This is a genomic window from Rhizobacter sp. Root1221 (assembly GCF_001425785.1).
GTDB lineage: Bacteria > Pseudomonadota > Gammaproteobacteria > Burkholderiales > Burkholderiaceae_C > Rhizobacter.
The window spans coordinates 208,926-235,136 of the sequence record NZ_LMDI01000067.1 but is presented as its reverse complement, the minus strand read 5'-3'; the positions used below and the strand labels follow the sequence as shown (position 1 = coordinate 235,136).

Annotated in this window: 26 protein-coding genes; 14 read left to right on the top strand and 12 right to left on the bottom strand. The window is 68.7% G+C overall.

What is annotated here, in order from left to right:
* Window positions 1-3: 3 nt before the first annotated feature.
* Together ASC87_RS28295 and ASC87_RS28290 are read right to left on the bottom strand one after the other, a co-directional pair.
* Complete coding sequence (locus ASC87_RS28295) at window positions 4-1,788, bottom strand: FAD-dependent oxidoreductase (protein WP_056671113.1); 1,785 nt, start codon at window positions 1,786-1,788, stop codon at window positions 4-6.
* Window positions 1,789-1,790: 2 nt separating this feature from the next.
* The gene (locus ASC87_RS28290; RefSeq protein ID WP_056671110.1) at window positions 1,791-2,750 is read right to left on the bottom strand and encodes an MBL fold metallo-hydrolase; all 960 of its coding nucleotides are present in this window, start codon (window positions 2,748-2,750) and stop codon (window positions 1,791-1,793) included.
* 118 nt (window positions 2,751-2,868) lie between these two features.
* Between ASC87_RS28290 and ASC87_RS28285 the strand changes: the two genes are divergently transcribed.
* Window positions 2,869-3,702: an IclR family transcriptional regulator gene (locus ASC87_RS28285; protein WP_056671107.1), complete on the top strand. Its 834-nt coding sequence runs from the start codon at window positions 2,869-2,871 to the stop codon at window positions 3,700-3,702.
* A gap of 160 nt (window positions 3,703-3,862) precedes the next feature.
* Here the strand turns inward: ASC87_RS28285 and ASC87_RS28280 are convergent, their stop codons facing one another.
* Complete coding sequence (locus tag ASC87_RS28280) at window positions 3,863-4,144, bottom strand: hypothetical protein (RefSeq protein ID WP_056671103.1); 282 nt, start codon at window positions 4,142-4,144, stop codon at window positions 3,863-3,865.
* A gap of 581 nt (window positions 4,145-4,725) precedes the next feature.
* Between ASC87_RS28280 and ASC87_RS28275 the strand changes: the two genes are divergently transcribed.
* Window positions 4,726-5,025: a hypothetical protein gene (locus ASC87_RS28275; RefSeq protein WP_056671100.1), complete on the top strand. Its 300-nt coding sequence runs from the start codon at window positions 4,726-4,728 to the stop codon at window positions 5,023-5,025.
* A gap of 117 nt (window positions 5,026-5,142) precedes the next feature.
* On the opposite strand, the gene ASC87_RS28270 is transcribed toward ASC87_RS28275, so the two are convergent.
* The 3 genes from ASC87_RS28270 to ASC87_RS28260 form a co-directional block, all read right to left on the bottom strand.
* On the bottom strand, window positions 5,143-5,526 hold the full coding sequence (locus ASC87_RS28270; protein ID WP_235582332.1) for a hypothetical protein: 384 nt from the start codon (window positions 5,524-5,526) through the stop codon (window positions 5,143-5,145).
* Between the two features lie 103 nt (window positions 5,527-5,629).
* Entirely contained in the window at window positions 5,630-6,814 is a 1,185-nt protein-coding gene (locus ASC87_RS28265; RefSeq protein WP_056671093.1) for a type IV pilus twitching motility protein PilT, read from the bottom strand.
* Complete coding sequence (locus ASC87_RS28260) at window positions 6,811-7,416, bottom strand: lytic transglycosylase domain-containing protein (protein WP_235582331.1); 606 nt, start codon at window positions 7,414-7,416, stop codon at window positions 6,811-6,813. Before ASC87_RS28260 ends, ASC87_RS28265 begins: the two co-directional genes overlap by 4 nt.
* Window positions 7,417-7,605: 189 nt before the next feature.
* Between ASC87_RS28260 and ASC87_RS28255 the strand changes: the two genes are divergently transcribed.
* From ASC87_RS28255 to ASC87_RS28245, 3 genes are read left to right on the top strand one after another with little or no spacing between them, the layout of a single operon-like run.
* Window positions 7,606-8,835 carry a flavin-dependent oxidoreductase gene (locus ASC87_RS28255; protein ID WP_056671090.1) on the top strand — a complete coding sequence of 410 codons (1,230 nt, stop codon included), beginning with the start codon at window positions 7,606-7,608 and terminating at the stop codon, window positions 8,833-8,835.
* 7 nt (window positions 8,836-8,842) lie between these two features.
* Entirely contained in the window at window positions 8,843-9,340 is a 498-nt protein-coding gene (locus ASC87_RS28250; RefSeq protein ID WP_056671087.1) for a MarR family winged helix-turn-helix transcriptional regulator, read from the top strand.
* A gap of 5 nt (window positions 9,341-9,345) precedes the next feature.
* The gene (locus tag ASC87_RS28245) at window positions 9,346-10,257 is read left to right on the top strand and encodes a hypothetical protein (RefSeq protein ID WP_056671084.1); all 912 of its coding nucleotides are present in this window, start codon (window positions 9,346-9,348) and stop codon (window positions 10,255-10,257) included.
* A 66-nt stretch (window positions 10,258-10,323) separates the two neighbouring features.
* Here ASC87_RS28245 and ASC87_RS28240 read toward each other — a convergent pair whose 3' ends face one another.
* The gene (locus tag ASC87_RS28240; RefSeq protein ID WP_056671080.1) at window positions 10,324-12,699 is read right to left on the bottom strand and encodes a penicillin-binding protein 1A; all 2,376 of its coding nucleotides are present in this window, start codon (window positions 12,697-12,699) and stop codon (window positions 10,324-10,326) included.
* Window positions 12,700-12,834: 135 nt separating this feature from the next.
* Between ASC87_RS28240 and ASC87_RS28235 the strand changes: the two genes are divergently transcribed.
* From ASC87_RS28235 to ASC87_RS28220, 4 genes are all read left to right on the top strand, one after another.
* Window positions 12,835-14,112 (top strand): phosphatidylserine/phosphatidylglycerophosphate/cardiolipin synthase family protein, encoded by a 1,278-nt coding sequence (locus ASC87_RS28235; protein WP_157604428.1) that lies wholly within the window; start codon window positions 12,835-12,837, stop codon window positions 14,110-14,112.
* Window positions 14,113-14,222: 110 nt separating this feature from the next.
* On the top strand, window positions 14,223-14,915 hold the full coding sequence (locus ASC87_RS28230) for a hypothetical protein (RefSeq protein WP_157604427.1): 693 nt from the start codon (window positions 14,223-14,225) through the stop codon (window positions 14,913-14,915).
* 55 nt (window positions 14,916-14,970) lie between these two features.
* On the top strand, window positions 14,971-15,297 hold the full coding sequence (locus ASC87_RS28225) for a hypothetical protein (RefSeq protein ID WP_056671068.1): 327 nt from the start codon (window positions 14,971-14,973) through the stop codon (window positions 15,295-15,297).
* A 40-nt stretch (window positions 15,298-15,337) separates the two neighbouring features.
* The gene (locus tag ASC87_RS28220) at window positions 15,338-15,811 is read left to right on the top strand and encodes a DUF421 domain-containing protein (RefSeq protein WP_235582330.1); all 474 of its coding nucleotides are present in this window, start codon (window positions 15,338-15,340) and stop codon (window positions 15,809-15,811) included.
* A gap of 4 nt (window positions 15,812-15,815) precedes the next feature.
* Here the strand turns inward: ASC87_RS28220 and ASC87_RS28215 are convergent, their stop codons facing one another.
* Genes ASC87_RS28215 through ASC87_RS28205 form a run of 3 tightly spaced genes read right to left on the bottom strand, consistent with a single transcriptional unit; the run spans window position 15,816 to window position 17,569 of the window.
* The gene (locus ASC87_RS28215) at window positions 15,816-16,814 is read right to left on the bottom strand and encodes an SDR family oxidoreductase (protein WP_056671065.1); all 999 of its coding nucleotides are present in this window, start codon (window positions 16,812-16,814) and stop codon (window positions 15,816-15,818) included.
* A 56-nt stretch (window positions 16,815-16,870) separates the two neighbouring features.
* Window positions 16,871-17,092, bottom strand: a complete 222-nt coding sequence (locus tag ASC87_RS28210) for a hypothetical protein (RefSeq protein WP_056671062.1) — start codon at window positions 17,090-17,092, stop codon at window positions 16,871-16,873.
* A gap of 15 nt (window positions 17,093-17,107) precedes the next feature.
* Window positions 17,108-17,569, bottom strand: a complete 462-nt coding sequence (locus tag ASC87_RS28205) for a response regulator (protein ID WP_056671059.1) — start codon at window positions 17,567-17,569, stop codon at window positions 17,108-17,110.
* A gap of 1,021 nt (window positions 17,570-18,590) precedes the next feature.
* On the opposite strand from ASC87_RS28205, the gene ASC87_RS28200 reads away from it, so the two are divergent.
* The gene (locus ASC87_RS28200; protein ID WP_056671057.1) at window positions 18,591-20,012 is read left to right on the top strand and encodes a sigma-54 dependent transcriptional regulator; all 1,422 of its coding nucleotides are present in this window, start codon (window positions 18,591-18,593) and stop codon (window positions 20,010-20,012) included.
* Between the two features lie 17 nt (window positions 20,013-20,029).
* Here ASC87_RS28200 and ASC87_RS28195 read toward each other — a convergent pair whose 3' ends face one another.
* Window positions 20,030-21,913, bottom strand: a complete 1,884-nt coding sequence (locus ASC87_RS28195) for a PAS domain S-box protein (RefSeq protein WP_157604426.1) — start codon at window positions 21,911-21,913, stop codon at window positions 20,030-20,032.
* Window positions 21,914-22,005: 92 nt separating this feature from the next.
* Window positions 22,006-23,400 carry an RNA polymerase factor sigma-54 gene (gene rpoN, locus ASC87_RS28190; RefSeq protein ID WP_056671052.1) on the bottom strand — a complete coding sequence of 465 codons (1,395 nt, stop codon included), beginning with the start codon at window positions 23,398-23,400 and terminating at the stop codon, window positions 22,006-22,008.
* Window positions 23,401-23,735: 335 nt separating this feature from the next.
* Here rpoN and ASC87_RS28185 point away from each other — a divergent pair, with 335 nt between their 5' ends.
* From ASC87_RS28185 to ASC87_RS28170, 4 genes are all read left to right on the top strand, one after another.
* Window positions 23,736-24,197 carry a PA2169 family four-helix-bundle protein gene (locus tag ASC87_RS28185; protein ID WP_056671049.1) on the top strand — a complete coding sequence of 154 codons (462 nt, stop codon included), beginning with the start codon at window positions 23,736-23,738 and terminating at the stop codon, window positions 24,195-24,197.
* A gap of 30 nt (window positions 24,198-24,227) precedes the next feature.
* Window positions 24,228-24,602 (top strand): response regulator, encoded by a 375-nt coding sequence (locus ASC87_RS28180; RefSeq protein WP_056671046.1) that lies wholly within the window; start codon window positions 24,228-24,230, stop codon window positions 24,600-24,602.
* 75 nt (window positions 24,603-24,677) lie between these two features.
* A complete protein-coding gene (locus ASC87_RS28175) occupies window positions 24,678-24,875 on the top strand; it encodes a hypothetical protein (protein ID WP_056671043.1) in 198 nt (65 codons plus the stop codon).
* Window positions 24,876-25,152: 277 nt separating this feature from the next.
* On the top strand, window positions 25,153-26,211 hold the full coding sequence (locus ASC87_RS28170; protein WP_056671040.1) for a DNA topoisomerase IB: 1,059 nt from the start codon (window positions 25,153-25,155) through the stop codon (window positions 26,209-26,211).

Here is a 26,211-nt window from a genome sequence, read left to right as displayed (position 1 = left end):
CCTTCAATGGAGTGCGAGCGCACGGGTGACGGCACGCCGGACGGCGTCGGCGTCGGGGTGGCGCCAGCGCGCGCAGACATGGTGGTCGGGGCGCAACAGCACCGCATTGCCGGGCTGCAGGTCGTAGCGCTGCGCGACGAGCCCGTCCACATCGGCCAGCGTGGCCGAGCTGTCGGCGGCGGCGGACGGGGCGATCGTCAGCACGTCCAGCGGCACCGGCAGGCGCATGTCAGCCAGCTTGGCGGCCAGCGCCGCGCTGCTTTCACCCGCAGCCAGCACCAGCGTGAAGCCCGGCCCCAGTTGGCGCAGCAGCCAGCCGCGTTGCTGGTCGGGCAGGCGCACCGGCGCATCGGCCGCTGCTGCGCCGGGCACCATGTGGCCTTTGAAACGGTCCGCATCCGGCGTGTTGAGCGGTGACCTGTGCAGCGTGGCAGGCACCGACAACCGGCCGCTGTTGACCAGCGTGCGCGCGAAGGGGTGGTGCTTGGACAGCTGCAGCACGGCATCGCGGAACAGCCGGCTGACCTCGCTCTTCGGTGTGATGAAGTCGGTCGCCCGCGTCGAGTTCAGAATGTTCTCGTCGGCGGCGTACTCGCGTTCCTCGGCATAGCTGTCCAGCAGCGAATCGCCGGCCGCGCCGCGCAGCACCGCATCGAGCTTCCACGCCAGGTTCTCGGCGTCTTGCACACCCGAGTTCGCTCCACGCGCGCCAAACGGCGAAACGCCATGTGCCGAGTCGCCGGCGAACAGCACCCGGCCGAGCCGGAAGCGGTCCATGCGCAAGCAGGAGAAGGTGTAGACGCTGGCCCATTCCAGCTCGAACGGAACCTCGCGGCCGAGCGCTTGGCGCAACATCGCGTCAACGCGCGGCTTGATCTTTTCCGGCTTCTTTTCCTCGTCGGGATCGGCGTCCCAGCCGAGCTGGAAGTCGATGCGCCAGACACCGTCGGGCTGGCGGTGCAACAGGACGCTTTGATTGGGGTGGAAGGGCGGGTCGAACCAGAACCAGCGCTCGGCCGGGAAACCGGGAGCCTCCGGACTCGTGGCTTCGCCTTGACGCTGCCCTCCGGAGGACGGGGCGCCTGGCTCGGAGCGGTGCGGCGCCAAGCTGTCGACTTGCATGCGGACGTCGGCGATCAGGAAGCGGTCACGGAAGGTCCGGCCCTTGCTCTCCTGGCCGAGCAGCGCGCGCAGCGGGGAACGGGACCCGTCGCAGGCGGCCACGTGGCCGGCGGCGATCGTGTAGCGGCCGTCGGGCGTGTCGATGCCGATGCGCACGCCGTCGGCGTCTTGCTCGAGGGCAACGACCTGGTTCTTCCAGCGGATCTCGAGGTTGGGCAGCTCGGCGGCGCGCACCGCGAGAAAGGCCTCGGCGTAGTACTGCTGCAGGTTGATGAACGCCGGCCGCTGGTGCCCCGGTTCGGGCAGCAGGTCGAAGCGGTAGAGCTGTTCGTTGCCGAAGAACACCTTGCCGACGTTCCAGCCCACGCCCTTGGCGCACATCGCGTCGCCCACGCCCAGGCGGTCCCAGATTTCCAGCGTGCGCTTGGCGAAGCAGATCGCGCGCGAGCCGGTGGACAGCTTGCTGTCGTTGTCGAGCAGCAGCACGCGCTGGCCGCGCTGGGCGAGGTCGATCGCAAGGCTCAGGCCGACCGGGCCGCCGCCGACCACCACCACCGGGTGCCGCACCGGGGCGGCGGCGTCCTGGTCGATCGAACGCCGGTAGTCGAACTCGAAGGCCTGGATCGTCTGCCCGTCCGAACCGTAGCCGAGGGAGGTGCGGGCCATGCTCAACCCTCCAGGGTTTCCCACATCTGGCGATCGCGTTCGGCGGTCCAGATGCGCGGGTCGCGGAACTGGGTGGCCTCGTCGAACGCGCGCGTCACATCGAAGGGCATGCAGTGGTCGAAGATGACCCACGAGCCGTACTTCGGCTGCAGGGCGGCGTAGGTTTCCTTATAGACGGTCTTCAGGTCCTTGCCGGCCGCGGTGCCTTTCTTGACGTTGGCGTACAGGTCGCTGACGAAGTCTCGCGTGGCGTCCAGGCCCTGCTGCACCTGGGCTTCACCCTTGAGCGCGGGGCCGCGGCCGGGCACGAGCGCGAGTGGTTCCAGTGCGGCGATGTTGGCCAGCGTCTGCGGCCAGTCGCTGAAGTAGGCATCGCCGGCGTAGGGCGTGGCGTCGAACTCGACCAGGTCGCCGGACAGCAGCGTGCGCTCCTGCGGCAGCCATACCACCGTGTCGCCCTTGGTGTGGCCGCGGCCGAGCTGCAGCAACTGCACCTCGAGCTTGCCGAGCCACAGGGTCATCTTGCCGGTGAAGGTGATCGTGGGCCAGGTCATGCCCGCAGGCACCGTCTCGACGTTGCGGAACAGGCGCGGGAAGCGGCCGATCTCGCTGGCCTTGTCGGCCTCGCCGCGCTCGACGATCAGGTCGTAGGTGTCCTGGCTGGCGAGGATCTGCTGCGGCTGGTAGGCCGAGGCGCCCAGCACGCGCACCGCGTGGTAGTGCGTCAGCACCACGTACTTGATCGGCTTGTCGGTGACCTCGCGGATGCGGCGGATCACGTCGGCGGCCATGGCCGGCGTGGCTTGGGTGTCGGCCACCAGCACCGCGTCGTCGCCGATGACGATGCCGGTGTTCGGGTCGCCTTCGGCGGTGTACGCCCAGGCGTGCTCCGAGAGCTGGGTGAAGCTGACCTGCTTCTCCTCAAGGTCGGCCTGGGATGCGAACTTCTTCGGAACGGTCATGGGTGCCTCGTATTCGTAATAGACAAATGAGTTTGCAGTATAGGTTTGGTGTTTGCATTTGGCAAACTGGTTTGTGTACGGCAAAATCTGAACGATCCCACGGAGACCTCACTTCCCCATGCAAGACGAACCTGAGAAAGACCCCGGACAACGCGCCGTGCAGTCGATCGAAGTCGGCGGCAGGTTGCTGCTCGCCCTGGCGGCACACCACGGCCCGATGAACCTGAAGGACCTCGCGGCCCAAGCGGGCTTGACGCCTGCGCGCGCCCATCCCTACCTGGTGAGCTTTGGCAAGCTCGGGCTGATCGAGCAGGACAAGGCCACCGGCCGCTATGCGCTCGGGCCCTCCGCGCTGCAGGTGGGGCTGGCCAGCCTGAGCCAGCTCGACCCGGTGCGCGTGGCCGGGCCGGTGGCCGAAGACCTGGCGTCATCTACCGGTTTCGCGGTGGCGCTGGCGCTCTGGGGGAACCTCGGGCCGACAGTGGTTCGCATGATCGAGGCGCGCCAGCCGCTGCTGGTGGCCATGCGCTCCGGCACGGTGATGTCCATCCTGGGCACCGCCACCGGGCGGGCATTCGCCGGCGCCCTGCCTGAAAAGCGCGTGGTCCGGGCGTCGCCCGGCGCGGTGGGCGACGAACCCGGGCAGGCCATCGCGTTCTCGGCGGCCGAACTCAAGGTGCTGCGCCAGGCCAGGCAGGACCTCAGCGCGCACGGGCTGGTACGTGCGGAGGGGCGTCCGATCCCAGGCGTCAATGCCTTCAGTGCACCGGCGTTCGACCACGAAGGCCAGCCTGCGATCGTCATCACCACGCTGGGTCACCAGGATCATTTCCCGAGCGACTGGAACTCGTCGGTGGCAGACGCGGTGCGCGCCGCCGCGGCCCAGATTTCGCGGGGGCTGGGCTGGCAAGGCAGCCCGGCCGGGGGGCTTGCCGCTTCAGAACGGGACTGAAGCACCAGAAGCTGTCCAGGATGCAGACAGACTGACAGCCAAAGGAAACGGGCCCCTCTGGGGCCCGTTTCCGTTTCTGAGTTTGCTTTCCTGTCTGCTTCCGCTGACTACCGTGCCGCTCAGCTGCTCAGCGGGTGACAGGCGCCTTGGGACGCGGGGGTCACTCGAAATCGGAGCGGCGGCGCCCGAACGGTTTCGCGGCGCGGGGCAGTTCCACGGCCTCGTGGTCTTCGCGTTGTGCGCGCATGGCGGCATCGATCTGGACGTTGAAGTCGTGGTCGAAGTGTGCGTCGCGCAGCGCCGCGTGCAGCGCAGCATCCGAGCGGTTGGCTCGGATCCAGCGGTAGCGTTCCGCGTCGGTGGGCGGCTGGGCTTCACCAAATGCGGAGATGGGGCCGTGGTCGGTGACCTCGTTGTCGTCGACGTCGGTTGGATGGTTCATGGGTTCCCCCGTGGATCGGTACCGGGCGCGCCTCCCTGGCCTGCGCCTGTGTGCAAAGTATCAGGCACTTTGTGGGCTCCCGCACACCCCCACAGACGAATCCGACTCCCCCATGTTGAAAACGGATTCGAAACCACCCGCCTGGCGAGGCGGTGGTGCGCCGGTGGCGGCCTATCCTGACGGCTGATCGTTCGACCTCGGTCGAAACGGCCGCTCCACGATACGGAGCTTTTCAACCACCGCCTGCCACCGCAGGTGTTCTGCCCCGCTGGGACTGGCTCCCGCGTGGGCCGTTGCCATCGGGGTGTCCCTCACCTGGAGCCCACCCCCGATGTCCCCGTGAAACCTGCTCGCTGATCGTTCGACGCTGCCGCGTGCCTTCGGCAGCCCTGGCCGGTCACAAGGCCAGGGCATCCGCCCCTGCCGTGACCGGCGTGTCCATGCACACCCACGCAACGCCCTCGGGCGTCTCGTGGCGTGCGCCTGGCAAACCAACTTTCTTCCCTTCGGGGGGTGGACACACCTCCCGTGCGGGGAGGCGTGTTCGCCGTTTTTGTTCACCGCACGGAACGGAAAAGACGATGCACAACCCTCTTGCGCGACACCATGCCCATGCCGTCCACCAGCAGTTCCGCCTCTACCTCGTTCAGCCGCTGACGCTGACGCTCGAACCGGGCTCCCGGAACGGCCAACAGCTCGCGCGGCTGATCGCCTTCAACCCGCGGGTGGTCCAGTCGTTCCACGACCACGCGTCGGTGGCCCGGCGCCTGCTGGCGACGGGCGAGGTGGAAACACTCTGCAGTGTCGTGGCGTCGGGCCTGCTGCATGGCCTGGCCTTGCAGATCTATCGGATCGCCATCGATGCGTGGTTGAGCCGATGAGCCCCTTGCCGGGGTGAGCGCCTTCGGGCCATCGCGCCGGTGCAGAGGCCGCTCGCCGCCAGGCGGGCGGCCTGGGAGAGAACGGGGCTTGGCCCCGTTCCTTCTTCGCCCACGCCCTCAGTGGGTCCACAGCACCACAAGAACCTGCGTGGCGCTCAACGGCATCGTGTGGCCGTGCAGCAGCGGTGAACTCGCGTACGGCCCGACCCCGTGCACATTGGCCGTCACGCGCAGCCGCCCGTCCGGCGACGACCGTGCACCCGGCAATGCCTTCAGGGTGGCGAACGACGATGCCAGCGCCAGGCCGGGTGGGATGTCAAACGTCGCTGGCGCGGCGTCGCCCGGCAGGAAGGAGGGCAACGCGGTTGCCGGCACGTCGAGCACTGCCGCCAGCCACCAGTCGCCGCCGTGGGGCAGGGACTTGGTTGGCCGGCGGTGCGGGCGTCGGGATGGCAGGTGCTGGCGCAACCAAGGGGCGGCCAACCCCTCGACCTGGATCAATCGAGTCGAGCCTCCCGGAGCAGGCCCCGCGCCATGACGTCGCCCTTCAGGATACAGGCCCCGCCCGCCACGGTCTCGTGCCGTGGGTTCGTCCTGGGAGCGGTCACTTGTGCGGCAGCCGCCGCTTCAAGCCCGGCATGTCCGACGTTTCGCGCATGGCCTCGGCGGCATCCACCTCGCCCTGCCTGACGAGGTCGGCCAGACGCACGTTCATGCTGATGAATTCGCTGGCACCAAGCTTGTCGTCGCGGATGGCGGCCTCGAGGCCGATCCAGTCGCCGGACTCGATGAACTGCGTGACCTTGCCGGTGTTGAACAGCACGTCGGCCGCAAGCAGGTACCGGTCGCCCTTGATGGAGGGCACCAGCGCCTGGCGCACCACGCCGATCAGGCTGCCCGCGAGCACCGAGCGCAGCACCACGGCGTTCGATCCCGTGTAGCTCAGGATCTTTCGCAACGTGCCCGTGGTGGTACGGCCATGCATGGTGGCCAGCATCAACGACCCCGATTCGCCGCCCTGGATGACCACCTCGGCGGTTTCGGAGTCGCGGATCTCGGAGGTGAGCATCACGTCGGGGCTCATGCGCAGCGAGTCGCGCATGCCTTCGGCGAACGAGGTGACGTCGTAGCCCACCTCGCGTTGCGTGACCATGCATCGCTGCGGCGTGAGTTTCAGCTCCACAGGGTCTTCGATGGTGACGATGTGGCCCGAGTGCGTGCGGTTGTGGTGGTCGAGGATGGACATGGCGGTGGCGGTCTTGCCCGCGCCGGTGGGCCCGGTGATGGCGATGAATCCCGACGTGGCTTCGGTGAGCGTGGCGCGCAACTGCACGGGCAGCGACAGCTGGTTCAGCGGGGTGATGGCCGCCGGCGTGATGCGCATCGCGAGCCCGAGCTGCCCACCCGCGTGCAGGAACAGCGTGTACCGCAGCGCGTGCTGGCCCAGGCCGTCGAGCCGGAAGTTGGCGGTGCGGCGCTGTTCGAGGATGGGCTTGAGCTTGGTGTCCCAGTAGCGCTGGACGTTGTCGTGCCGCACTTCGCCTTCGACGTAGCCGGCCAGGTAGCACACGATGTGCTCGCGTGTGACGACGAAGTCGGGGACCGACGGGAACAGTTCGTGGAGCGGCCGCGTGCCCCGGGCCGACTTGGCCATCATCGTGCGGCCCTCGTGGATCATGATGTCGGTGATGGAGTGCGCGAACAGCAACGCGTGGCGCACCGAGGAGGCGATGCCCTGGCGCACGTCGGTGGACAAGGTCATCACGTCGGGGTGGGTGAGGGTGGTCATGGGGCTCCTGGGGGCGGGTCGATCGGGTCGATCGGGTTAGAGGGATCGGCGACGGCGCCCGAGGCGCCGGTGTCGAAGAGGGTGACCGGCGCGGCGGCGGTGCCCGCGGCGGCGAGTGCGGGTTGCCTGGGCGACAGCGTGGTGGCCGGGTCGAAGGGCAACGCGCCCCGCGGCAGCACCTGCCAGCCCATCAGCACGCCTGCGATGGCATTGGCATACCAGGCCGAGCGGGCCGGGGTGTGCGAGTGGTAGGCCCCCACCGCCCGCCAGGTGTTGCCGTGGCGTTGCACCTGCCGCCCGTAGTGCCACGCCGCCACGAAGGCGGACGTACAGCCGTCACCGAGTGCGCGGGCGTCGATGCCGTGGCGGGCCAGCGCCGCGAGGTGCTGGCTGTTGATCTGGAAGGCGCCGATGTCCCACGTGCCGTTGCGGTTGCGGGCCAGCGCATCGGGCCTGAGGCGGCTTTCGTGCCAGCCGATGGCGCGCAGCACATGGGCGTTGACGCCGTGGTGCTGCGCCGCCTGGTCGATGCAGTCGGCGCCGGCCGCGGTGGCGGCGAGGCACAACAACATGAGCGGGGCGGGCAGGGCAAGGTTCGGCAAGAGGTTCCTCGTGGCCCGGGGCCGGGCGAGCGGGAATTGTTGCGTCGAAAGGGCCGCCCACCGCCTTCCGTGCGGGCTCGAAACTAGGGGTTCCACAGGCCCGGACCGCATGCTGGTTTTCCAGCATGGCGGCACATTGTTATGGCACATAACATTTGTGGTTCACCACAGGGCTGGAGCACGTCGCGCATGAAGGTAGGGATCGTCGGAGCGGGCATCGGCGGGCTCACGCTGGCGCTGATGCTTCATCAGCGCGGCATCGAGTGCGAGGTGTACGAATCTGCCGGTGAGTTGCGGCCGCTCGGCGTGGGCATCAACCTGCTCCCGCATGCCGTGCGCGAACTCACCGAACTCGGCCTCGAGACAGCGTTGTCCGAACTGGGCGTCGAGACCTCGGCGCTCGCGTACTACAACCGCTTCGGCCAGCCCATCTGGCACGAACCGCGGGGCGTGGCCGCGGGTTATGCCTGGCCGCAGTTCTCGATCCACCGCGGTGAGTTCCAGATGCTGCTGGCCGGTGTCGCGCGCGACCGCCTCGGCACCGGGGCCGTGCACCTGGGCCAGCGGGCCGACGGGTTCGAGGACGATGGCGACGGGGCGGTGGTGCGGCTCATCAACCGCGCCGGCGAGGTCTCGCGCCGGCGTGTCGGCGTGCTGGTGGGGGCCGACGGCATCCATTCCGCCATCCGCCGCCAGATGCACCCCGAGCGCGACCCGCTGCAGTTCGCCGGCCGCATGCTGTGGCGGGCGGTGAGCGAAGCCGAACCGTACCTCGATGGCCGTAGCATGTTCATGGCCGGCCACCAGGACCAGAAGTTCGTGGCCTACCCCATCTCGGAACCGCTGCGCCGCCGCGGCCGTTCGCTGATCAACTGGATCGCCGAACTGCGCGTGTCGCCCGAGCGCATGCACAACGACTGGAACCGCGAGGTGCCGAAGTCCCTGTTCGATGCCCAGTTCGCCGACTGGCGCTGGGGCTGGATCGACGTGCCGGCGCTGATCGCCAGCGCCGAGGCGGTGTACGAGTTTCCGATGGTCGACAAGGATCCGTTGCCGCGTTGGGTGTCCGGCCACACGGTGTTGCTCGGCGACGCGGCCCACCCGATGTACCCCATCGGGTCGAACGGCAGCGCGCAGTCCATTCTCGACGCGCGCTGCCTCGCCGACGCGCTGCAGCGCTCCGCCACCCCGTTGCAGGGCCTGCTCGAATACGAGGCCGACCGGCTTCCCAAAACCGCGGCCATCGTGCTGCGCAACCGCCTGAACGGGCCCGAGCAGGTGATGCAAATCGCCCACGAACGGGCACCAGCGGGTTTCGCCGACATCCATGAAGTGATTCCGGCCGCGGAACTGGCCGACATCTCGCTGCGCTACAAGCGCCTCACGGGCTTCGACCCGCAATCCCTCGCGCCACGCTGAGCCCCGGATGAGTGCGCACGCCGACCCCGACCTGCCGGCAGGCCCGGCCGACGACTTCGATCCGCATGTCCCCGGCATCGAGTACGGGGTGCTGGACACGCTGGTGGGCTACAGCGTGCGCCGCGCGCAGATCGTCATCTACGAGGACTTCGTGCTGACACTCGCGCCGTGGAACATCACGCCGCAGCGTTTCTCGGCGCTGACGGTGATCTCGCGCAACGACCACCTGAAGCTCACCCAGCTCGCGCGCATCCTCGGCATCGCGCGGTCCGGCGCCGTGCTGCTGGTGGACGCCCTCGCGGCCATGGGGTACGTGGAGCGCCAGCCATCGGTGGAAGACCGGCGCGCCTACGGCCTTGCGCTCACGCCGAAAGGGGTGGCCGACCTGAAGGCCATCACCGAGGCGGTCTGCGAGCACGACCGGCGCATGGCGTCGGGCTTGTCCGCCGACGAAGCCCGGCAGTTGACGCGATTGCTTCGCCTGGTGGCCGGCCCCAGGGCCTGAAGCGCATGAAGCTCGCCACCATTCGAAAGCTGAGCCTGGGCCCGGGGTTGCATCCCCGCGGCCGGCCTCACCTCGGCGCCGCCAGTGGCCTCGTGCTGATCGGCACCGACGCTTTCGTGGTGGGTGACGACGAACTGCACCTCGGCGTCTTCGACACCTCGAGCCAGCGCCCCGGCCGCCTCGTGCGCCTGCTGGACGGGGTGTTGCCCGAGGACAAGGCCGACCGCAAGGCCCTGAAACCCGACCTGGAGGCGTTGTGCGTCACGCCGGCGTGGCCGGGGGCACCGCACGGCGCGCTGATGGCCTTCGGCTCCGGGTCCACGCTTCACCGGCACACGGGTGTGTGGCTGCCCCTCGACGCGGGCGGTCACCCGGCAGAGGCCGGCGCCACGCGTGTGTCGCTCGCCGCCCTCTACGGGCCATTGCACGCTGCCTTCGCCGACGTGAACGTCGAAGGCGCTTTTGTCGCGGACGGCCGCCTCCACCTGCTGCAGCGAGGCCATGCTGGCCAGCCCGGCAACGCGTGCGTGGTGTTCGACTGGTCCGCCGTGGCGGCGGCGCTGGATGGGCACGCGCCGGCACCAGCGCCGCTTCGCATCGACCGGTTCGACCTGGGCCAGGCTGCGGGTGTGCCGCTGTGTTTCACTGATGCCACGCCACTGTCGGACGGGGCGTGGCTGTTCTCCGCGGTGGCCGAAGCCACGGCCAGCAGCTACCTCGATGGGGCCTGTGTGGGTGCCGCGATCGGCGCCGTGGGGGCCGACGGCCGGGTGCAACGCATCGAACCGCTGTACATCCCGTGGAAGGTGGAGGGCATCGCCGCGGTGGCGGAGGGCGCCCGGTGGCGGCTGACCGTCGTGACGGACGCCGACGATCCGGGAACCCCCGCCACCATGCTGGCGGGGTGGTGGGCCTGACCTCGCGGCCAGGCCGTTCAGAACCGGCACGTCCCACCCGCGCCCAAGGCGGCCTGGAACGTGAAATCACCGGGTCGGAACCAGTTCCCTTGCGCCGTCGAGTTTCAGCAGCGGCTCGAGTTCCGAGGCGTTCTTGGGGGTGTCGGCCGTCGGGGCCGCACCGTCGGTGGCGTTGACCGGCGGTGGGTGGCTGCCCTCCGGCTCGTCGGCCCACGCACCGCCCGGTTCACCACCGCCGTCCTCTTCCCAGCCATTGACCGGTTCGGACGGGACCGGCGCAGGCGGCCTGCGCGACGGCGGGAAGGTGGCCGTCGCGTCGACCGCCTTCTCCTTGAGCGCGGTGCGGAAGAAGTCACCCACCAGCAGCACCGCGTTGTGCCCGCCCTGGCCCCAGTAGTTGCTGCGCATGGTCACCCGCGCATCGTTGAAGCCCACCCACGCGCCTGCCACGAGCTGGGGGTGCATCAGCACGAACCAGCCGTCGGTGTTGTTCTGGGTGGTGCCGGTCTTGCCGGCCACGTCCCCCGTGATGCCGAACCGCGTCTTCACCATGGTGCCGGTGCCTCGGGTGACCACACCACGCATCATGTCGATGAGTTCGACCGCCGAATCCGGCGACATGGCCCGGCGGGCCTCGCCGCCGAACGAGGCCAGCACCCGCCCGTCGCGGTCGAGGATGCGCCGGACGACCACGGGCGTGTGGCGCACGCCCTCACGCGCGATGGACGCGTAGGCGTTGACCATCTCCAGCAGCGTGACCGGGCTGGTGCCGAGCGCGAGCGACGGCACGGCGTCGAGCCGGCTGCGGTCGACCCCGAGGGCCTTGGCCAGCGCGACGGTGCGTGCCACACCCACCTCCTGCATGACCTGGGCCGTGATGGTGTTCTTCGAATGGACGAGGCCGTCCCGCAGGGTCATCGGCAGGCCGCTCGTGCCGGTCATGTCGGTGGGTTTCCAGACGCGCCCGTCACCCAACGGGATCTCGACAGGGTCGTCGATGTAGGTGCGGTCGGGTCCGATGCCGGCCTCCAGCGCCGCGCCGTAGACGAACGGCTTGAAGGTGGAGCCGGGCTGGCGTTCGGCCTGGGCCACGTGGTCGTACTGGTCGTCCTCGAAATCGCGGCTGCCCACCCAGGCCTTGACCTCGCCGGTGGCCGGGTCCATGGCGAGGAACCCCGCCTCGAGCCGGGTGCGCTGGCGTTTGAGGCGCGCGATCGCCTCGGTGTCGGCCAACACGGTCTTCAGCGCGTCTTCCGCCGAGGCGCCGCCTTCGACGGCGCGGCGGTATTCCGGCGTGTCGCGGGCGAACGAGACGAGCAGCTCAGGGCGCTTTTTCCACAGGTGGGCGAACGGCGCGCCGGGGCGTTCGCCCGCCGTGCGCCGGAGGGAGGTGGCGCGCACGCCGGCCTGCGCCCACTCGGTGTCGGCCACCTGCTGCAGCAGTGCGGTCTGGTCGTGCACGGCCTCGATGGCGGCATCCTGCAGCCGCGAGTCCAGCGTGGTCTCGACCACCAGGCCATCGGCGTAGAAGTCGACGTCGTGGGTTTCAGCCCATTCGAGGAGCCACTTGCGCACGTACCCGACGAAGTGGGGCGCGTTGCCTTCGCTCTCGGGCTGGTGGCGCAGCCGCACCGAGAGGGGCCGGGCCTGGAGTTCGGCCAGGCGGGCCGCCGTCACGTGGCCGTGGCGTGCCATCTGGCCCAGCACGACGTTGCGGCGTTTTTCGGCCCGCTCAGGGTGGCGCACCGGGTTGTAGTACTGCGTGCCCTTGAGCATGCCGACAAGCGTGGCGCTCTGCAGCTCGTCCAGCGACTTGGCCGACGTGTCGCAGTAGGTGCGGGCCGCCATCTCGATGCCGACCACGTTGTAGAAGAACGGCACCGTGTTGAGGTACGTCTCGAGGATCTGGTCCTTCGTGTAGAGCCGTTCGATGCGCAGCGCGGTGATCGCCTCCTTGAGCTTGCGGTCGAGCGAACGCGAGCGGCCGATCTCCTGCGGGAACAGGTTGCGCGCGAGCTGCTGGGTGATCGTGGAGCCCCCTTGCATGTCGCCCGTGGCGGAGTGGAAGAGGGCGCTCAGCGTGCGCTGCACATCGATGCCGCGGTGTTCGCGGAACCGGTGGTCTTCGGTGGCGATCAGCGCGTCGATCACGTGGGGTGAGATGTCGGCGAGGGCCACGTGCTGCTGCTTCTCGCGGCGGAACGAGCCGAGCGGTTTGCCGTCGGCGCTGAGCAGCGTGCTCGGCCGGGCGGACTGCACGTCCAGCAGCTGCGACACGCTGGGCGCGGCCCCGAACAGCGCGGCGACGTAGGCCGCCATGGCGATGCCCAGCACGGTGAGGCCGATCAGGGTCCACAGCGCCACGCGGCGGGCCGTGGTGTGCCAGGCCGGGGACGCGGGCAGGGGCAGGGGCAGGGGATGGTCGTCGGGGTCGGCTTGCATGGGTGGATGGTAGGCGGCTCGGCGGGTCCCGGCGCCGCGAATGGGTCACAAAACGGCGTGCACCTACAGGCAACCGGGTTTCGGGCTGACTTGTTCAAGTCCCTGCCGGGCGCGAGGCCCGGAATAATGAGGTGCATGACCCGACGCCGCTGGCCCCTCGTTGCGCTCACCGCAGGCCTGACGCTGCTGGTCACCTTGCTCGCCGTGAACCTGATGGGCGGCGAGAAGGAGCTCGACCAGCGGGTCGAACGGATCTACAGCACTGCCGACCCTGATTTTCGGCGCGCCATGGCAAGCCTGCTCGCCGCGCCGGTGCTGCCGGGCAACCGGGTCACCGACCTGCAGAACGGCGACGAGATCTTCCCGCCGATGCTGGAGGCGATCCGGGGCGCCCGGACGTCCGTCACGTTCGAGACCTACATCTACTGGTCGGGTGAGATCGGCAAGGCGTTTGCCGATGCGCTTTCCGAGCGCGCCAGGGCGGGCGTGCCGGTGCACGTGCTGCTCGACTGGGTGGGCAGCACGAAGATGGAAGACCGCTTCCTCGCGCAACTGCGCGACGCCGGGGTGGAGGTGGAGCGATTCCACCGGCCCCACTGGTACACGCTGTCCAGGCTCAACAACCGCACCCACCGCAAACTGCTCGTGGTGGACGGGCGGGTGGCGTTCACCGGGGGCGTGGGCATCGCCGACCAGTGGCAGGGTGCGGCGCAGGACCCGGACCACTGGCGCGACACCCACTACCGCCTCGAAGGACCGGCGGCCGCCACGTTCCAGGCCGTGTTCCTCGACAACTGGACGAAGGTGACCGGCCGGGTGTTGCACGGGCCCACGTACTTCCCGGCCATCGAACCGGCGGGTGACGCTGCCGCGCAGATGGTGTCGAGTTCGCCCACGAGCGGCAGCGAGTCGATCCACCTGATGTACCTGCTGGCCCTCGCCGCGGCCAGCCGGTCCATCCTGCTCTCCAGTTCGTACTTCGTGCCGGACGACATGACGGTGGACGCCCTGGTGGCCGCTGTGCGGCGCGGTGTGCGGGTGCGCATCGTCACACCCGGCCCGGTGATCGACACGAAGCTGGTGCGGGCGGCGTCGCGTGCCCGGTGGGGCGAGCTGCTGGCCGCCGGCGTGGAGATCGCCGAGTTCCAGCCCACGATGTACCACGTGAAGATGCTGGCCATCGACGGGCGTTTCGTGTCGGTCGGATCGACCAACTTCGACAACCGGTCGTTCCGGCTGAACGACGAGGCGAATCTGAATGTCTACGACGAGGCGTTCGCCGTGCGGGCCGAGGCGGTGTTCCAGGCGGATTGGGCGCTCGCCAAGCCCGTCACGTGGGCGGAATGGGCCCGGCGGCCGTGGCGCGAGAAGGTGCTGGAACATCTGGCCGGTTGGCTGGGGCCGCAACTCTGACACGAACTGCCCAAAAAGGCGGCAAAAAGGCGGCAGATTGCACAGCATTTCCGGGGTTGCCCGAACGGCCGCCGCCGCAGAATCAAGTCTCCAACGTGAAGGAGACTGAATTGGCCTTTGATTCCCCCAACAGCTCCCGTAACGTGCTTCCCGCCGACCAATTGCCCACCTCGGGTTTCATGGGCCGCCGGAAGTACCTGAAGCGGGACCTGCTGTCGGATGTGGTGAACCGGATGAATGCCGGCAACCTCGCCCACCTGCAGGTACCCACCACGCTGGTGTACCGCCTGGCCTGCCTGTGCAAGCGCTGGGCCCCCGATCTCCAGGTGTTCATCGCCCAGGTGCTGGAATCGAGCGGCCACCTCGACTACTTCCTCACCCAACCCGCTGCCACCGACCACCACACCGGCCGCCACGGGCTGTTCGAAGCCGCGCTCACCGCCGCCGAACTGGCGATGGATGCCGACCACGATCCCCGCACGCTGAAGCCGCTGCCGTTCTACGTCGACGAGCTGCAACAGGTCTGCTCGGCTGCGGCCTTCCTCTTCGACATCGGCAAGGTGATGGACGGGCGCGTCGGCGCCGACCATCCCCGCGACGATGGCGCCACGCTGGCCCCGTACTCCGACCTGCCGCGCTGCTGGCGGTCGAGCTGGGAGCCCCTGATGCTCCGCCACCCCATCCTGGCCGCCTGGTTCGACCAGCTGGGCCGCGAAACGCCCGACCCGATCCATTCGGTTCTCTCGGCCCGCGCACTGGTGCGCAACGCCGTGACGGCCTCCTGGCGCGACGGCGGCTGCTGACACAGCGGGCATGCCGGTTGCCGCCCTTCGGACAGCCCGTCCGAAGGAGATCGCCATGCCGCAGAACCGCTGGTCCGAGAAACGTGAACGCCAGTACAGCCACGTGAAGGAAGGGCTGCTCCACAAGGGCAAGCCCGAAAAACTGGCCGAAGAGATCGCCGCCCGAGTCGTGAACAAGGAGCGTGCCCGCCATGGCGAGGCGCGCGAGGCGAGCCGATCGTCCATCGACGACATCTCGTCGTCGCGCCGCGGTGGCCTGCGGTCACACACCGGCGAGGGCGGCCGCACCCGCGAGCAGCTCTACAACGAAGCCAAGGCGCGTGGCATCAAGGGCCGCTCGTCGATGAACAAGGCGCAACTGCTGCGCGCGCTGGGCCACTGAACTATCCTCGCCGGGTCGCACTGATCCGAGAGGGACCGCAGTGAACCACCTCTTCGAAGTCTCCGTCCCGCTGTGGGAACTCATGCTGCGCGGCAGCGCCACCTACTGGTTCCTGTTCCTGATCTTTCGCTTCGTGATGCGGCGCGACGTGGGGGCGCTCGCCATCGCAGACGTGCTGCTGCTCGTGCTGATCGCCGATGCCTCGCAGAATGCGATGGCCGGCGGGTACACCTCGCTGACCGAAGGGGCGGTGGTCGTCTCCACCATCATCGGATGGAACTTCCTGCTGGACTGGGCCAGCTACTACGTCCCGCTGCTGCGCAAGCTCGCGGAACCGCCGCCGCTGCTGCTGGTGTCGCGGGGGCGCATGCTGCATCGCAACATGCGCAAGGAGTACATCACGAAGGATGACCTGTACGCCAAGCTCCGCGAACACGGCATCGAGGACGTCGCCAAGGTGAAGGCCGCCTACATGGAAGCCGACGGCGACGTCACCGTGATCCCGTTCAAGTAGGGCCTCATTCCGCGCCCACGCTGCCGGTGATCGGCAGCACGATGCCCGTGATGTAGCTCGAACACACCGGTGACGCGAGGAACACGTAGGCCGGCGACAGTTCCTCCGGCTGGGCTGCGCGCTTCATGTCGGTGTGCTGCCCGAAGGTCTTCACGTCGTTGGCTGGCTTGTCGGCCGGGTTCAGCGGTGTCCACACCGGGCCGGGCGCTACCGCGTTCACCCGGATGCCACGTGGCAACAGGTTCTGGGCCAGTGCCTTCGTGAAGGCGTGGATCGCGCCCTTCGTGGCCGAGTAGTCGAGCAACTGCGGGCTGCCCTCGAATCCGGTCACGGAACCGGTGTTGATGATGGCCGCGCCGTTGTGCAGGTGGGGCAGGGCGGCCTTGGCCATGTGGAAGTACCCGTGGACGTTGGTGCGCAGCGTCTGGTCGAGCCGCTCCTCGGTCAGGTCTTCCAGCGAGGCGGCATGTTCCTGGAAGGCTGCATTGTTGACCAGCACGTCGAGGCGGCCGAATGCCTTCACGGTGGCCTCCACCGCACGCTGGCAGAAGCCGCTGTCCTTCACGTCGCCGGGCAGCAGCACACACCTGCCGCCCTCGGCTTCGACCAGCCGTTTCGTGTATTCGGCATCCTGGTGTTCGTCCAGGTACACGATGCCCACGTCCGCGCCTTCACGGGCATACAGCACGGCCACGGCGCGGCCGATGCCCGAGTCGCCGCCGGTGATCAGCGCCACCTTGTCCTGCAGCTTGTGGCTGCCTTCGTAGGCGGGGGCGAGGAACCGGGGTTTCAGGGCCAGCTCGGCCTCGATGCCGGGTTTGTCGAGGTGCTGCGCGGGCAGGTCCACGGGCTGCTCGCGCACGCCGGCCTGCACGGCTTCCTGTTTCTTTTCCTTGGCCGGCGGCGCCGCGGTGCGGTCGTGGGCATCCTGCTCGCGCTGGATCTTTCGCTGTTGCTCGGCGACGTGGCCGGCGTTCTGGCGGTCTCGGGTGGTGGGGCTCATGGGGCAACTCCTGGGCTCGGGGGCATTCCCCGGTCAGGCAGCCAGCATGCCCGGTGTCAGTTCGATCCAGGCGGGGCGACCGCGTCGCCGGACTGGCGCGCTGATTCGAGCCCACCGTCGTCCCGCTTTCTTGGCTGGAACGGTCGCGGCTGCAACGGGCGGGTGCCCGGAGAAGTTTCCCCGTCGTGGGCGAACTCGCGTTCCGCGAGGTCGGGGGCACCGTCTTTGTCGGCGTCGATGGCGTCCGCGGGCAGTTCGTTACCGATGCTGGATTTCATGGGGGTCTCCTGGTATCAGCCCGAGAGCGCATCCACGGCGGCTGCGCGTCGGGGCGGCGGGGGGTTGTCGATCAGCCGGTCGATGGCGTCGAGCGTTTGCGACACGTCGAGTGGCTTGGGCCAGAACTCGCAGAACGTGGACCCGCGCAACTGGATGGCGGAATCGGTGGCCGAGACGGCCACAGCCGGGATGTCGCCAAGACCCTCGAGGTTGCGCATCTGGGTGAGCAACTCGACACCGTTGCAGTCGGGCAGGTGGTAGTCGAGGAGGATCAGGTCGGGCTGCTCGATGCGGGCGGCCTGCAAGCCTTCCTCACCCGTGGTGGCCACCACGAGCCGCAGGTGGGGCCGGTGGTGCAGCAGCGCTTCCATGATCAACACGTTGACCGGGTGGTCCTCCACGTACAGGACGACGGCGCGGGCGTCGTCGCGGGGTGGGCGCTCGAGGTCGAGGGCCTGGTCGGGAATGGGGGACATGGTGGACTTTCAGGTTTCGGTTTCTGTCGGTCAAGGCAAGCGATGTGCCACCGCCCTGGCCCAGCAACTGCCGCGGCCGGGGCGTGTTGCTGGCAAATATTGCGGCTACGGTATGACACCTGTCGGTCAGTTGGGGTTCCCGATCGGAAAAAGTGTAGGCATCGTCCGACACGCAATGGCGTTACCGGCCGGTGGTGGTGTACTCGGCCGGTACGTAAAGTCCCCGCAGACCCGATGCCTTTTCAAAGGCCCACGGTCGGCCTTTCTTGCGGGCGGCGGTGGCCACCTCGTGCGGGCGGCCGCGCCGGGCTCCATCCGAATGTGCCCCATGAATACCTCGAACCCGTTGAGCAGAACCCCCACGGTGCGCCCCGGCCCCACCCAGTGGCCCGCGGCGGGGCCCTGCGGGGCTGACCAAAATCGTCCTCACCTGCCGTTGAACGAAACGATTCCGAAACGAAGCGTTGCCGACGGGCGTGGACCGGCGGGTGTCCGACCCGGCAGATGGTCGCCTCACACCGCGCTGCATGGCGCGCCGACTGGGGCTTGCCCGCGGGGGCGCCCCCCATCCGCGGGGGGGTGTGCGGCCCCGAAGGCGCGGTACAAATTGAAACAACCCGCGGCCGATTCGAGCCGGGTGGTGACTAACATCGCCCCTCGCCTCATTCGGGTCTACCCGAGGTGTGACATTTCCCGCACGGGCTGCCCGCGAACGGGCGCCGGACCATGCAACCGGCTGCCAGTGGGAGGGGGTCGCGAATGAGTTCATTGAACAGGCTTCAACGCGCCATCCGGCAACGGTCGCTGCGCCGGCGCAACGATGCGCGGCGCGCGTGGGCCAGGGCATGGCGAGGCGTGCGCCCGAGGGCGCACGGCGAGGTGGCGGCGCCGCAAGGCCGCAGGAATTCGTCCGGATGAAAACAGCAGATGGACATCGGGGTGGGATGGGTGATCGACCTGTCTCTGATTGGCAAGCGACATGCCTGCTGGTGAACCCGCTTGATCGACAGGAGAACAGTGAATGCCCCACGCATTGGTAGTGGACGACGAGCCGGATTCGGCTGAAACGACGGCGATGCTCATCTCGAGCGAGGGTTTCACCGTGGCCACGGCCGGCTCCCTGCGGGACGCCCGGCGCCAGATCGCGCTGCAGGAACCCGACATCGTGCTGCTTGACCTGAAGTTGCCCGATGGCAGCGGGATGGAATTGCTGCAAGACCTCAAGTCGCTGCCCAACACGGAGGTCGTGCTGGTGACCGGCCACGCGAGTCTCGAGACCTCCATCCAGGCGCTGCGACTCGGGGCTGCGGACTACCTCGTGAAACCGATGAGCCTCACCCAGCTCAAGGGCATCCTGTCGCGGGTCATGAAACCCGCCGCGCTGAAGGCTGAAGCCAAGAACATGCTCGAGACGCTCGACCACGACGGCCACTTCGGCCAGCTGTGGGGTCGCTCGGCGGTGATGCGCACGGTGTACCGGCAGATCGAGCGGGTGGCCGAGACCAGTGTCACCGTGTTCATCACCGGCGAAAGTGGCACCGGCAAGGAGGTGGTGGCCCGCACGGTCCACGACCTGAGCCGCCGCCGCACCAAGCCATTCCTCGCGGTCAACTGCGGCGCCATCTCGCCGCACCTGATCGAAAGCGAGATCTTCGGCCACGAAAAAGGCAGCTTCACCGGCGCCGATCGCCAGCACCAGGGGTTCTTCGAACGGGCGAGCGGCGGCACGCTGTTCCTCGACGAAATCACCGAGATGCCGCTCGACCTGCAGGTCAAGCTGCTGCGCGTCCTGGAAAGCGGCACCTTCATGCGCGTGGGTTCCACGCAGGTGCTCGAAACCGACGTGCGCATGGTGGCGGCCACCAACCGGAACCCGATGCAGGCCGTGTCCAGCGGCAAGCTCCGGGAAGACTTGCTGTACCGGTTGAACGTGTTTCCGATCCACCTGCCGGCGCTCCGCGAGCGCGGCGAGGACGTGCCGCTCATCGCCGCGCACTTCCTTGACCAGATCTCGCATCGCGAAGGCAACGCGAAGCGCTTTTCACCCGAATCGATGGTGCAGTTGAGCCGGCATGGCTGGCCGGGCAATGTGCGCGAACTGCGCAACGTGGTGTACCGGGCCTACGTCATGGCCACCGACAGCACCATCCATGACCCGTGCCTGCCGGGTGCGGAGACCGACACGCGCGTCCCGGTGCCGGTGTCGGCCGAAGGGGTGCCCATGATCACGGTGCGCATCGGCACGCCCCTGGCGGAGATCGACCGCCAGGTCACGCTGGCCACGCTGGACCACCTCGGGCGCCACAAGGAGCGCACCGCGGCCACGCTCGGCATCAGCTTGAAGACGCTGTACAACCGGCTCAAGGAATACGCGAACGTGGGCGACGGCGACGCCGTGGCCGTGGCCGTCAGTGAGGCCGTGCCGCTCGACGAAAAAGGCTGAGCCGGGCAGTGGCGCATTCAGCCGTTCACCGCCGAGGTGTGGACGGCTTCCACGACACGGTGAAGGGTGTCGGGCCGCAGCGGCTTTTCGATCACCGCGTCGAACCCGAGTGCGCGGGCGTTGGCCTCACCCTGGTGGTGCCCATAGGCGCTCAGCGCCACGAACACCGCGGCATGGCCCAGCCGGTCCTTCAGTGGTGACAAGCCGGCCGGACCCAGCACCGCAGGCCCCTCCACATCGCACACCACCACCTCGGGGCGGAACGCATCCACGATGCGCAGGGCCTCGTCCATCGCGCCGGCAGGGGCTACCTGATGGCCCCACAGCTCGATCTGCAGGCGCATCAGGTACCGGGTGTCGGGGTTCTGTTCCAGCAGCAGCACGCGGTACGAGGGCGTGGCGGGTGCCGTGGGCGCCGCGACGGGCCCGCGGGTGCTGGGCTCCTCGGCGGGCGCCAGCGGCAGCGACAGCACGAACTCGGAACCGTGCCCCGCGCCTTCGCTGTAGGCCTTGACGTCGCCCCCGTGCAGTTGGGCCACTCGCCGTGCGAGCGGCAGGCCGAGGCCGAGGCCACCGGGGTTGCCACCTGACTGCAGGTCGTGGCGGGCGAACAGGTCGAACACGAACGGCAGGAATTCGGCCGTGATGCCCTGGCCCTCATCGCGCACCGCGATGTGCAACGATCCACCCGACACCTTGGCTGCGAGCGAGATGACGCTGGGCTCCGGTGTGAACGTGGCTGCGTTCGACAGGATATTGCTTAGCGCCTGGGCCAGCCGCACCGAATCGCCGATAACGGCCAGCGACGTGTTGGGGGCATCGATGCGCAGCGTGTGCCCGGCTGCATCGAGCTTCGGCTGGCTGGTCTCGACCGCCGAGCGAAGCAGGTCGCGGACGGACACGCGGCCCTTCACGAGGGTGATCTCACCCTGCATCACGCGCGTGACATCGACCAGGTCGTCGACGAGCCGGCGCAGCCGGCCCACCTGGCGGTCGATGATCTCGCGCAGCCGGACCAGCGTGGGATGGCCCTCTTCGATCGTGCGCAACACGCTGGCAGCGTTGGAGATGGGCGCCAGCGGGCTGCGCAACTGGTGCGACAGCATCGCGAGGAACTCGTTCTGGCGGCGGTCCGCGAGCCGCATGGTCTGCGTGTGGGCCGCAAGGCGCTCCTCGAGTTCCTTGCGCTCGTGGATGTCGACACAACTGCCCACATAACCCTCGAACCGGCCGCTGCCATCGAAGCGGGGCACGCCGTTGTCGAGCACCCAGCGGTACTGGCCGTCCTGCCGGCGCAGCCGGTAGTCCATCGTGAAGGGCTGCCGTTCGTCGAAGCTCGTGCGGTAGATGGCAACGCAGCGTTCGGTGTCTTCGGGGTGAACGTCCGCGAGCCACCCATCGCCGCGCAGCTGCGTGAGTGTGCGGCCGGTGTGCGCGAGCCAGGGCTTGTTGAACCAGTCGAACCGGCCATCGGTGCCCGACATCCAGATCAACACCGGTGCCGAGTCCGCAATGATGCGGAAGCGGTCATCCGCCATGTGGCTGGGCGATTCGCCGGTGTGGAGCAGGCTGATGCGGTGGGGTTCGCCCGCAGGCGCGGGCAGCGACATGACCTGCATCTGGCGCACGGCGCCATCTGCCCCGCGAACAGGCAGCGTGCCGGACCAGGCGGCACCGTCGGCCACGGCGCCGTGCCATGCCGGGGAATCGGCGAGGTGCTGGAGGGCCGGGGGAGGCGTGCTGTCACCGAGCAGCCCGGCCGCGGCGCGGTTGGCGGCCACGACGTGGCCGCGCGCGTCCGTCACCAGCACGGCATGGGGGTGGTGGTCGAACAGGGCCTGGACCAGGGCTCCGGACAAGGCCGCCGGCGCGGTGCCGCCGTGTTTCGTGATATCGCTCACTGGCTCACTCCCCGGGTGTGTCTGTCGGCCCGGCACATGCGGGCGCGTTGGCAAGTTTCGGCAATCGGCATGCCCAATGGGCGGGACGGCGGTCACGCATGCTTGCGCCGCCGTTCCACCGGCGCCACCTTCAGCAACTGCCGGTATTTGGTGACGGTGCGGCGCGCGACGGTCAGCCCCTGGCGCAGCAGCCGCCGTGCGATCTCCGGATCGGACAGCGGTTGCGATGGACTCTCGCCATCGATCATTTCCTTGATGACGCCGCGGATCGCGGTGGCGGAGCAGGTGCTGCCGCTTGCCGTGACCATGGCGCGGGAGAAGAAGTACTTCAACTCGAACACACCGGACGGGGTGGACATGTACTTGTTGTTGGTGACCCGGGACACCGTGGACTCGTGCAGGCCCACTTCATCTGCGATCTCCTTCAGGCCGAGTGGTTTCATCGCGAGCGGCCCGTACTCGAGGAAGTGGTGCTGCCGCTTCAGGATGGCCTCGGTGACCTTGAGGATCGTCGAGAAGCGCTGCTTGACGTTGCGCACGGTCCAGCGGGCCTCCTGGAGGCTGGCGGCGAGTTCGCCGTGCCGTGCGTCGCGGTGCTGCTGGAACAGGCGGGCGTAGGCCTGGTTGAGCTTCACCCGTGGCACGATGGCAGGGTTCAGCGTGGCACGCCAGGTGCCGCGCACGCGGCGCACCACCACGTCGGGTGTCAGGTACTGAACGTCGGCGCTGCCATGGCGCCAGCCCGGCCGCGGGTCGAGGTGGCGGATGCGTTCGCAGGCGTGCGCCACGTCGCTGGCCGAGGCCTCCAGCGCTTTTGCGAGGCCGGCCACATCGTGGTGGGCGAGGCGGTCGAGGTGCTGGGAGACGATGCGCGAGGCAAGGCCGCGCACCTCCGGGTCCTCGATGTCGGGCATTTGCAGCAGCAGGCACTCGGCCACGTTGCGCGCTCCCACGCCGTCGGGGTCGAGGGACTGCACACGCTTGAGTGCGGTCGACATTTCGCACGGGGACGGCGACAACCCGGTCAGCCCGGCCAGTTCGGGCAGGGCCGTTCGCAGGTAGCCGTCGTCGTCGAGCGATTCGACGATCGTGGCGGCCAGCAACTGGTCTCGCGGGGTCAGGGGCAGCACGTTGAGCTGGCGGTGCAGGTGCTCGCGCAGGCCCACGTCCGCCGCCAGGAAATCGAGCGCGGACACGTCGCTCCCCGATGCGCCCGCGCGGCGATCGATGGATGAGGTGCTCGCCCAGCCCTCGTTGGGCGCGGGGGCCTCGCCGATGTCGGACGCCATGTCGGGCACGGCAACGGCCGGTGCCGCTCCGGGCACGTCGCCCTCGTCCGTCTCCAGGAACGGGTTCTTGTCGAGCGCCGCATGCACCTCCTGGGCGAAGTCCAGCGACGACAGCTGCAGCAGGCGCACGGCCTGCTGCAGCCGCGGGGTCAGGGACTGCTGCTGTCGGTGTTCAATTCTGAGCGCCGGGGCTGTCATCGAATGGGGCCTCCTCGTGGCAGGTGTGTGGGCACGAGCCCCACAACTGTTGTCAGATGAAACGAACTGCAACCCCCGTGCCATCCGTCAAACGGCTGAAAACGCCTGCGAAACCCAGGGTTTTCCCCTGGGTTTGCATCGCTTCGTCCTGCGGCATCCCGTAACCATTGCCGCAAGCTTTGCAGGGGCATTGAGGGCGCGCCGGTGGTCCGGCGGCGCCCCGGGCACGCCGCCTGCCTGTCAGGTTGGAGGCGGCGTTGCCCGCCCCAGCGCTTCGCACGGACGGAGCGTCCCCACCACCGGCGCCTCACACGCCACGGATCCAGGAGCCTCCCATGAGCAACACCAATGACGACATCGTCGACACCTTGAACGACCTCATTGCCACGAGCCGTGACGGTGAACTGGGCTTCACCGCTTGCGCAGAACGTGTCCAGTCGAGCGAACTGCGCCGCCTGTTCACGCAGCGCGCCGCCGAGTGCAAGCAAGCCATCGAGGAACTGGCCCCCTACGTCGTGCAGTACGGCGGAGAGCCCGACAGCAGCGGCACCACGTCCGGTTCGTTGCACCGCGGCTGGGTGGCCTTGCGCGGGTCGCTTGCGGGCTACACCGACCAGGCGATGCTCGACGAATGCGAGCGCGGCGAAGACGCGGCCCTGGCCCGCTACCGCGCCGCGCTGCGCGAAGGCACGTTGCCCGAACCACTGCGTGCGCTGGTCGCCCGGCAGCAGTTGGGTGTGCAGGCCAACCACGACCAGATCAAGCGCCTGCGCGACAGCGTGCGCGCCAACGGCTGACCCTGCAACCCGAACGAACGGACGGTCTCCATGACAACGGGCAGGCGCATCCTGGTCGTCGACGACAACCCTGACGCGGCGGATGCCGTGGCCGTACTGCTGGAGATCGAGGGGCACGAGGTGCACACCGCCCACAGCGGACGGGCCGCGCTCGCGGAGGCCCGCACCTGGGGGCCCGACACCATGGTGCTCGACATCGGCCTGCCCGACATGGACGGCTACGAACTCGCACGGCAGGTGATGGCGCTGCGGATGGAACCCGCGCCGCTGCTGATTGCCCTGAGCGGCTACGGCCGTGCAGCGGACATCCGCCTGGCGAGGGAGGCCGGTTTTGCGCATCACCTGCTCAAACCCGTCGAGCCCGATGCGCTTTTCGCGTTGGTCCGGTCCGACTCGTTGACCTGATTGGCTGAGCCCGCGGGCATGCAGCTTGCCGTGTATCCAATGTGCGATCCGCACGCATCTCTGAAGGAGTATTTCATGACCCAGCAGAATCGCCCGAACCAGGATCAGCAGAAGGACCAGCAGAAGCAGCAACCGTCGCAGCAGGCCCCGCGCCAGCAGGACCAGCAGAGCGGCCAGAAGCACCCGGATCCGAACGTTCAGCAGCAGGGCGGAACGCGCTCGCCGCAACGCAGCGACCAGCAAGGCAGTGACAGCAGCAACAAGCAACGCTGAATCGGCCCTTGACATGCCCTCGCACTTTTCCTGACCCTTTCGCCGCCGTGCGCCCCAGGGCGTCCGGCGGCCCCGAGAACTTCGCCTCGAAAGCCATCTCCCACATGACTGTCCAGACGATTCCCGTGCCATTGCCAACGTCATGGCGCCTGCGTGCCGAAGGCGAAGCAACCAGTCTTGCCGATGCCGCCGAACCGGCGGTGCCCACTTCCACGTGCAGCCACGCAGGCGTTTGCGACCGGGATTCCTGCGGCCAGGCCGAGCGCGTCGTGCGCCGATGCCCGTCGCTCGAGGTCCCCGCCGAACCGGCCTGACATCGGCCACCGCGCCGACGGGGCTCGTGTACGTCTGCGACGACGTGCCCGGCATCAGCCGCCAGCGCCATGGCTCGGGTTTCTCGTACCGGGCACCGGGTGGCCAGCGCCTCCGCGATCCTGGTGAACTCGACCGCATCCGACGCCTCGCGATCCCACCGGCCTACACACGGGTGTGGATCTGTCCACGCCCCGATGGCCACCTGCAGGCCACCGGCCGCGATGCCCGCGGCCGAAAGCAGTACCGCTACCACCCCGATTGGCGAGTGGCACGCGACGCCGACAAATTCGGCCGCATGCTGCAGTTCGGCCAGGCGCTGCCGCGCATCCGGGCGCGTGTGCGCCGCGACCTGGCCGCCAAGCCGGGCAGCGGCGTGGCGCGCGACACGGTGCTGGCCACCGTCGTGCGCCTGCTCGACACCACGCTCGTGCGCGTGGGAAACGACGTCTATGCGCGCACCAACGGGTCGTACGGACTCACCACGCTGCGCAACCGGCACGCCCAAGTGTCGGGCAGCGTGCTGAGGCTGCGGTTCAAGGGCAAGAGCGGTGTCGTGCACGAGGTGTCAGTGGATGATCCGCGCGTCGCGAAGGTCGTGCGCCGCTGCCAGGCCATGCCCGGCCAGGAGTTGTTCCAGTACGCCGCCGCGGACGGCACGGCGTGTGTGGTGTCCTCGCAGGACGTCAATGACTACCTGCGCGCCTGCGGCGGAGCCGACTTCACCGCGAAGGACTTCCGCACCTGGCACGCCAGTGCCCATGCGCTGCATGAACTGGCCCAGGCCGTGGACGAGCCCGCCACCAAGTCGCGCATCAACGAGGTGTTGGCCGATGTCGCCAGCCGACTCGGCAACACGGTCGCGGTGTGCCGCAAGTCCTACGTGCACCCCGGCGTGCTGGACGCGGCGCTGGCCGGAAGCCTGGCGCGCTGCCTGGCCGCAGCGGCCGGCAAACCGGCGCGCCGTGGCCTCGCGGCGGCCGAGCGCGAGCTGTTGTGTTTCCTGGCCGCGGGCGGGGCGTGA

What these genes read in the sequence shown, in the direction of transcription:
- ASC87_RS28280 (WP_056671103.1), bottom strand. Translation starts at nt 4,144, where the DNA reads ATGAACCATCCAACCGACGTCGACGACAACGAGGTCACCGACCACGGC.
- ASC87_RS28215 (WP_056671065.1), bottom strand. Translation starts at nt 16,814, where the DNA reads ATGAGCCCCACCACCCGAGACCGCCAGAACGCCGGCCACGTCGCCGAG.
- ASC87_RS28255 (WP_056671090.1), top strand. Translation starts at nt 7,606, where the DNA reads ATGAAGGTAGGGATCGTCGGAGCGGGCATCGGCGGGCTCACGCTGGCG.
- ASC87_RS28285 (WP_056671107.1), top strand. Translation starts at nt 2,869, where the DNA reads ATGCAAGACGAACCTGAGAAAGACCCCGGACAACGCGCCGTGCAGTCG.
- ASC87_RS28250 (WP_056671087.1), top strand. Translation starts at nt 8,843, where the DNA reads ATGAGTGCGCACGCCGACCCCGACCTGCCGGCAGGCCCGGCCGACGAC.
- ASC87_RS28295 (WP_056671113.1), bottom strand. Translation starts at nt 1,788, where the DNA reads ATGGCCCGCACCTCCCTCGGCTACGGTTCGGACGGGCAGACGATCCAG.
- ASC87_RS28225 (WP_056671068.1), top strand. Translation starts at nt 14,971, where the DNA reads ATGCCGCAGAACCGCTGGTCCGAGAAACGTGAACGCCAGTACAGCCAC.
- ASC87_RS28290 (WP_056671110.1), bottom strand. Translation starts at nt 2,750, where the DNA reads ATGACCGTTCCGAAGAAGTTCGCATCCCAGGCCGACCTTGAGGAGAAG.
- ASC87_RS28210 (WP_056671062.1), bottom strand. Translation starts at nt 17,092, where the DNA reads ATGAAATCCAGCATCGGTAACGAACTGCCCGCGGACGCCATCGACGCC.
- ASC87_RS28235 (WP_157604428.1), top strand. Translation starts at nt 12,835, where the DNA reads ATGACCCGACGCCGCTGGCCCCTCGTTGCGCTCACCGCAGGCCTGACG.
- ASC87_RS28240 (WP_056671080.1), bottom strand. Translation starts at nt 12,699, where the DNA reads ATGCAAGCCGACCCCGACGACCATCCCCTGCCCCTGCCCCTGCCCGCG.
- ASC87_RS28180 (WP_056671046.1), top strand. Translation starts at nt 24,228, where the DNA reads ATGACAACGGGCAGGCGCATCCTGGTCGTCGACGACAACCCTGACGCG.
- ASC87_RS28265 (WP_056671093.1), bottom strand. Translation starts at nt 6,814, where the DNA reads ATGACCACCCTCACCCACCCCGACGTGATGACCTTGTCCACCGACGTG.
- rpoN (WP_056671052.1), bottom strand. Translation starts at nt 23,400, where the DNA reads ATGACAGCCCCGGCGCTCAGAATTGAACACCGACAGCAGCAGTCCCTG.
- ASC87_RS28245 (WP_056671084.1), top strand. Translation starts at nt 9,346, where the DNA reads ATGAAGCTCGCCACCATTCGAAAGCTGAGCCTGGGCCCGGGGTTGCAT.
- ASC87_RS28205 (WP_056671059.1), bottom strand. Translation starts at nt 17,569, where the DNA reads ATGTCCCCCATTCCCGACCAGGCCCTCGACCTCGAGCGCCCACCCCGC.
- ASC87_RS28275 (WP_056671100.1), top strand. Translation starts at nt 4,726, where the DNA reads ATGCACAACCCTCTTGCGCGACACCATGCCCATGCCGTCCACCAGCAG.
- ASC87_RS28175 (WP_056671043.1), top strand. Translation starts at nt 24,678, where the DNA reads ATGACCCAGCAGAATCGCCCGAACCAGGATCAGCAGAAGGACCAGCAG.
- ASC87_RS28200 (WP_056671057.1), top strand. Translation starts at nt 18,591, where the DNA reads ATGCCCCACGCATTGGTAGTGGACGACGAGCCGGATTCGGCTGAAACG.
- ASC87_RS28185 (WP_056671049.1), top strand. Translation starts at nt 23,736, where the DNA reads ATGAGCAACACCAATGACGACATCGTCGACACCTTGAACGACCTCATT.
- ASC87_RS28170 (WP_056671040.1), top strand. Translation starts at nt 25,153, where the DNA reads ATGCCCGTCGCTCGAGGTCCCCGCCGAACCGGCCTGACATCGGCCACC.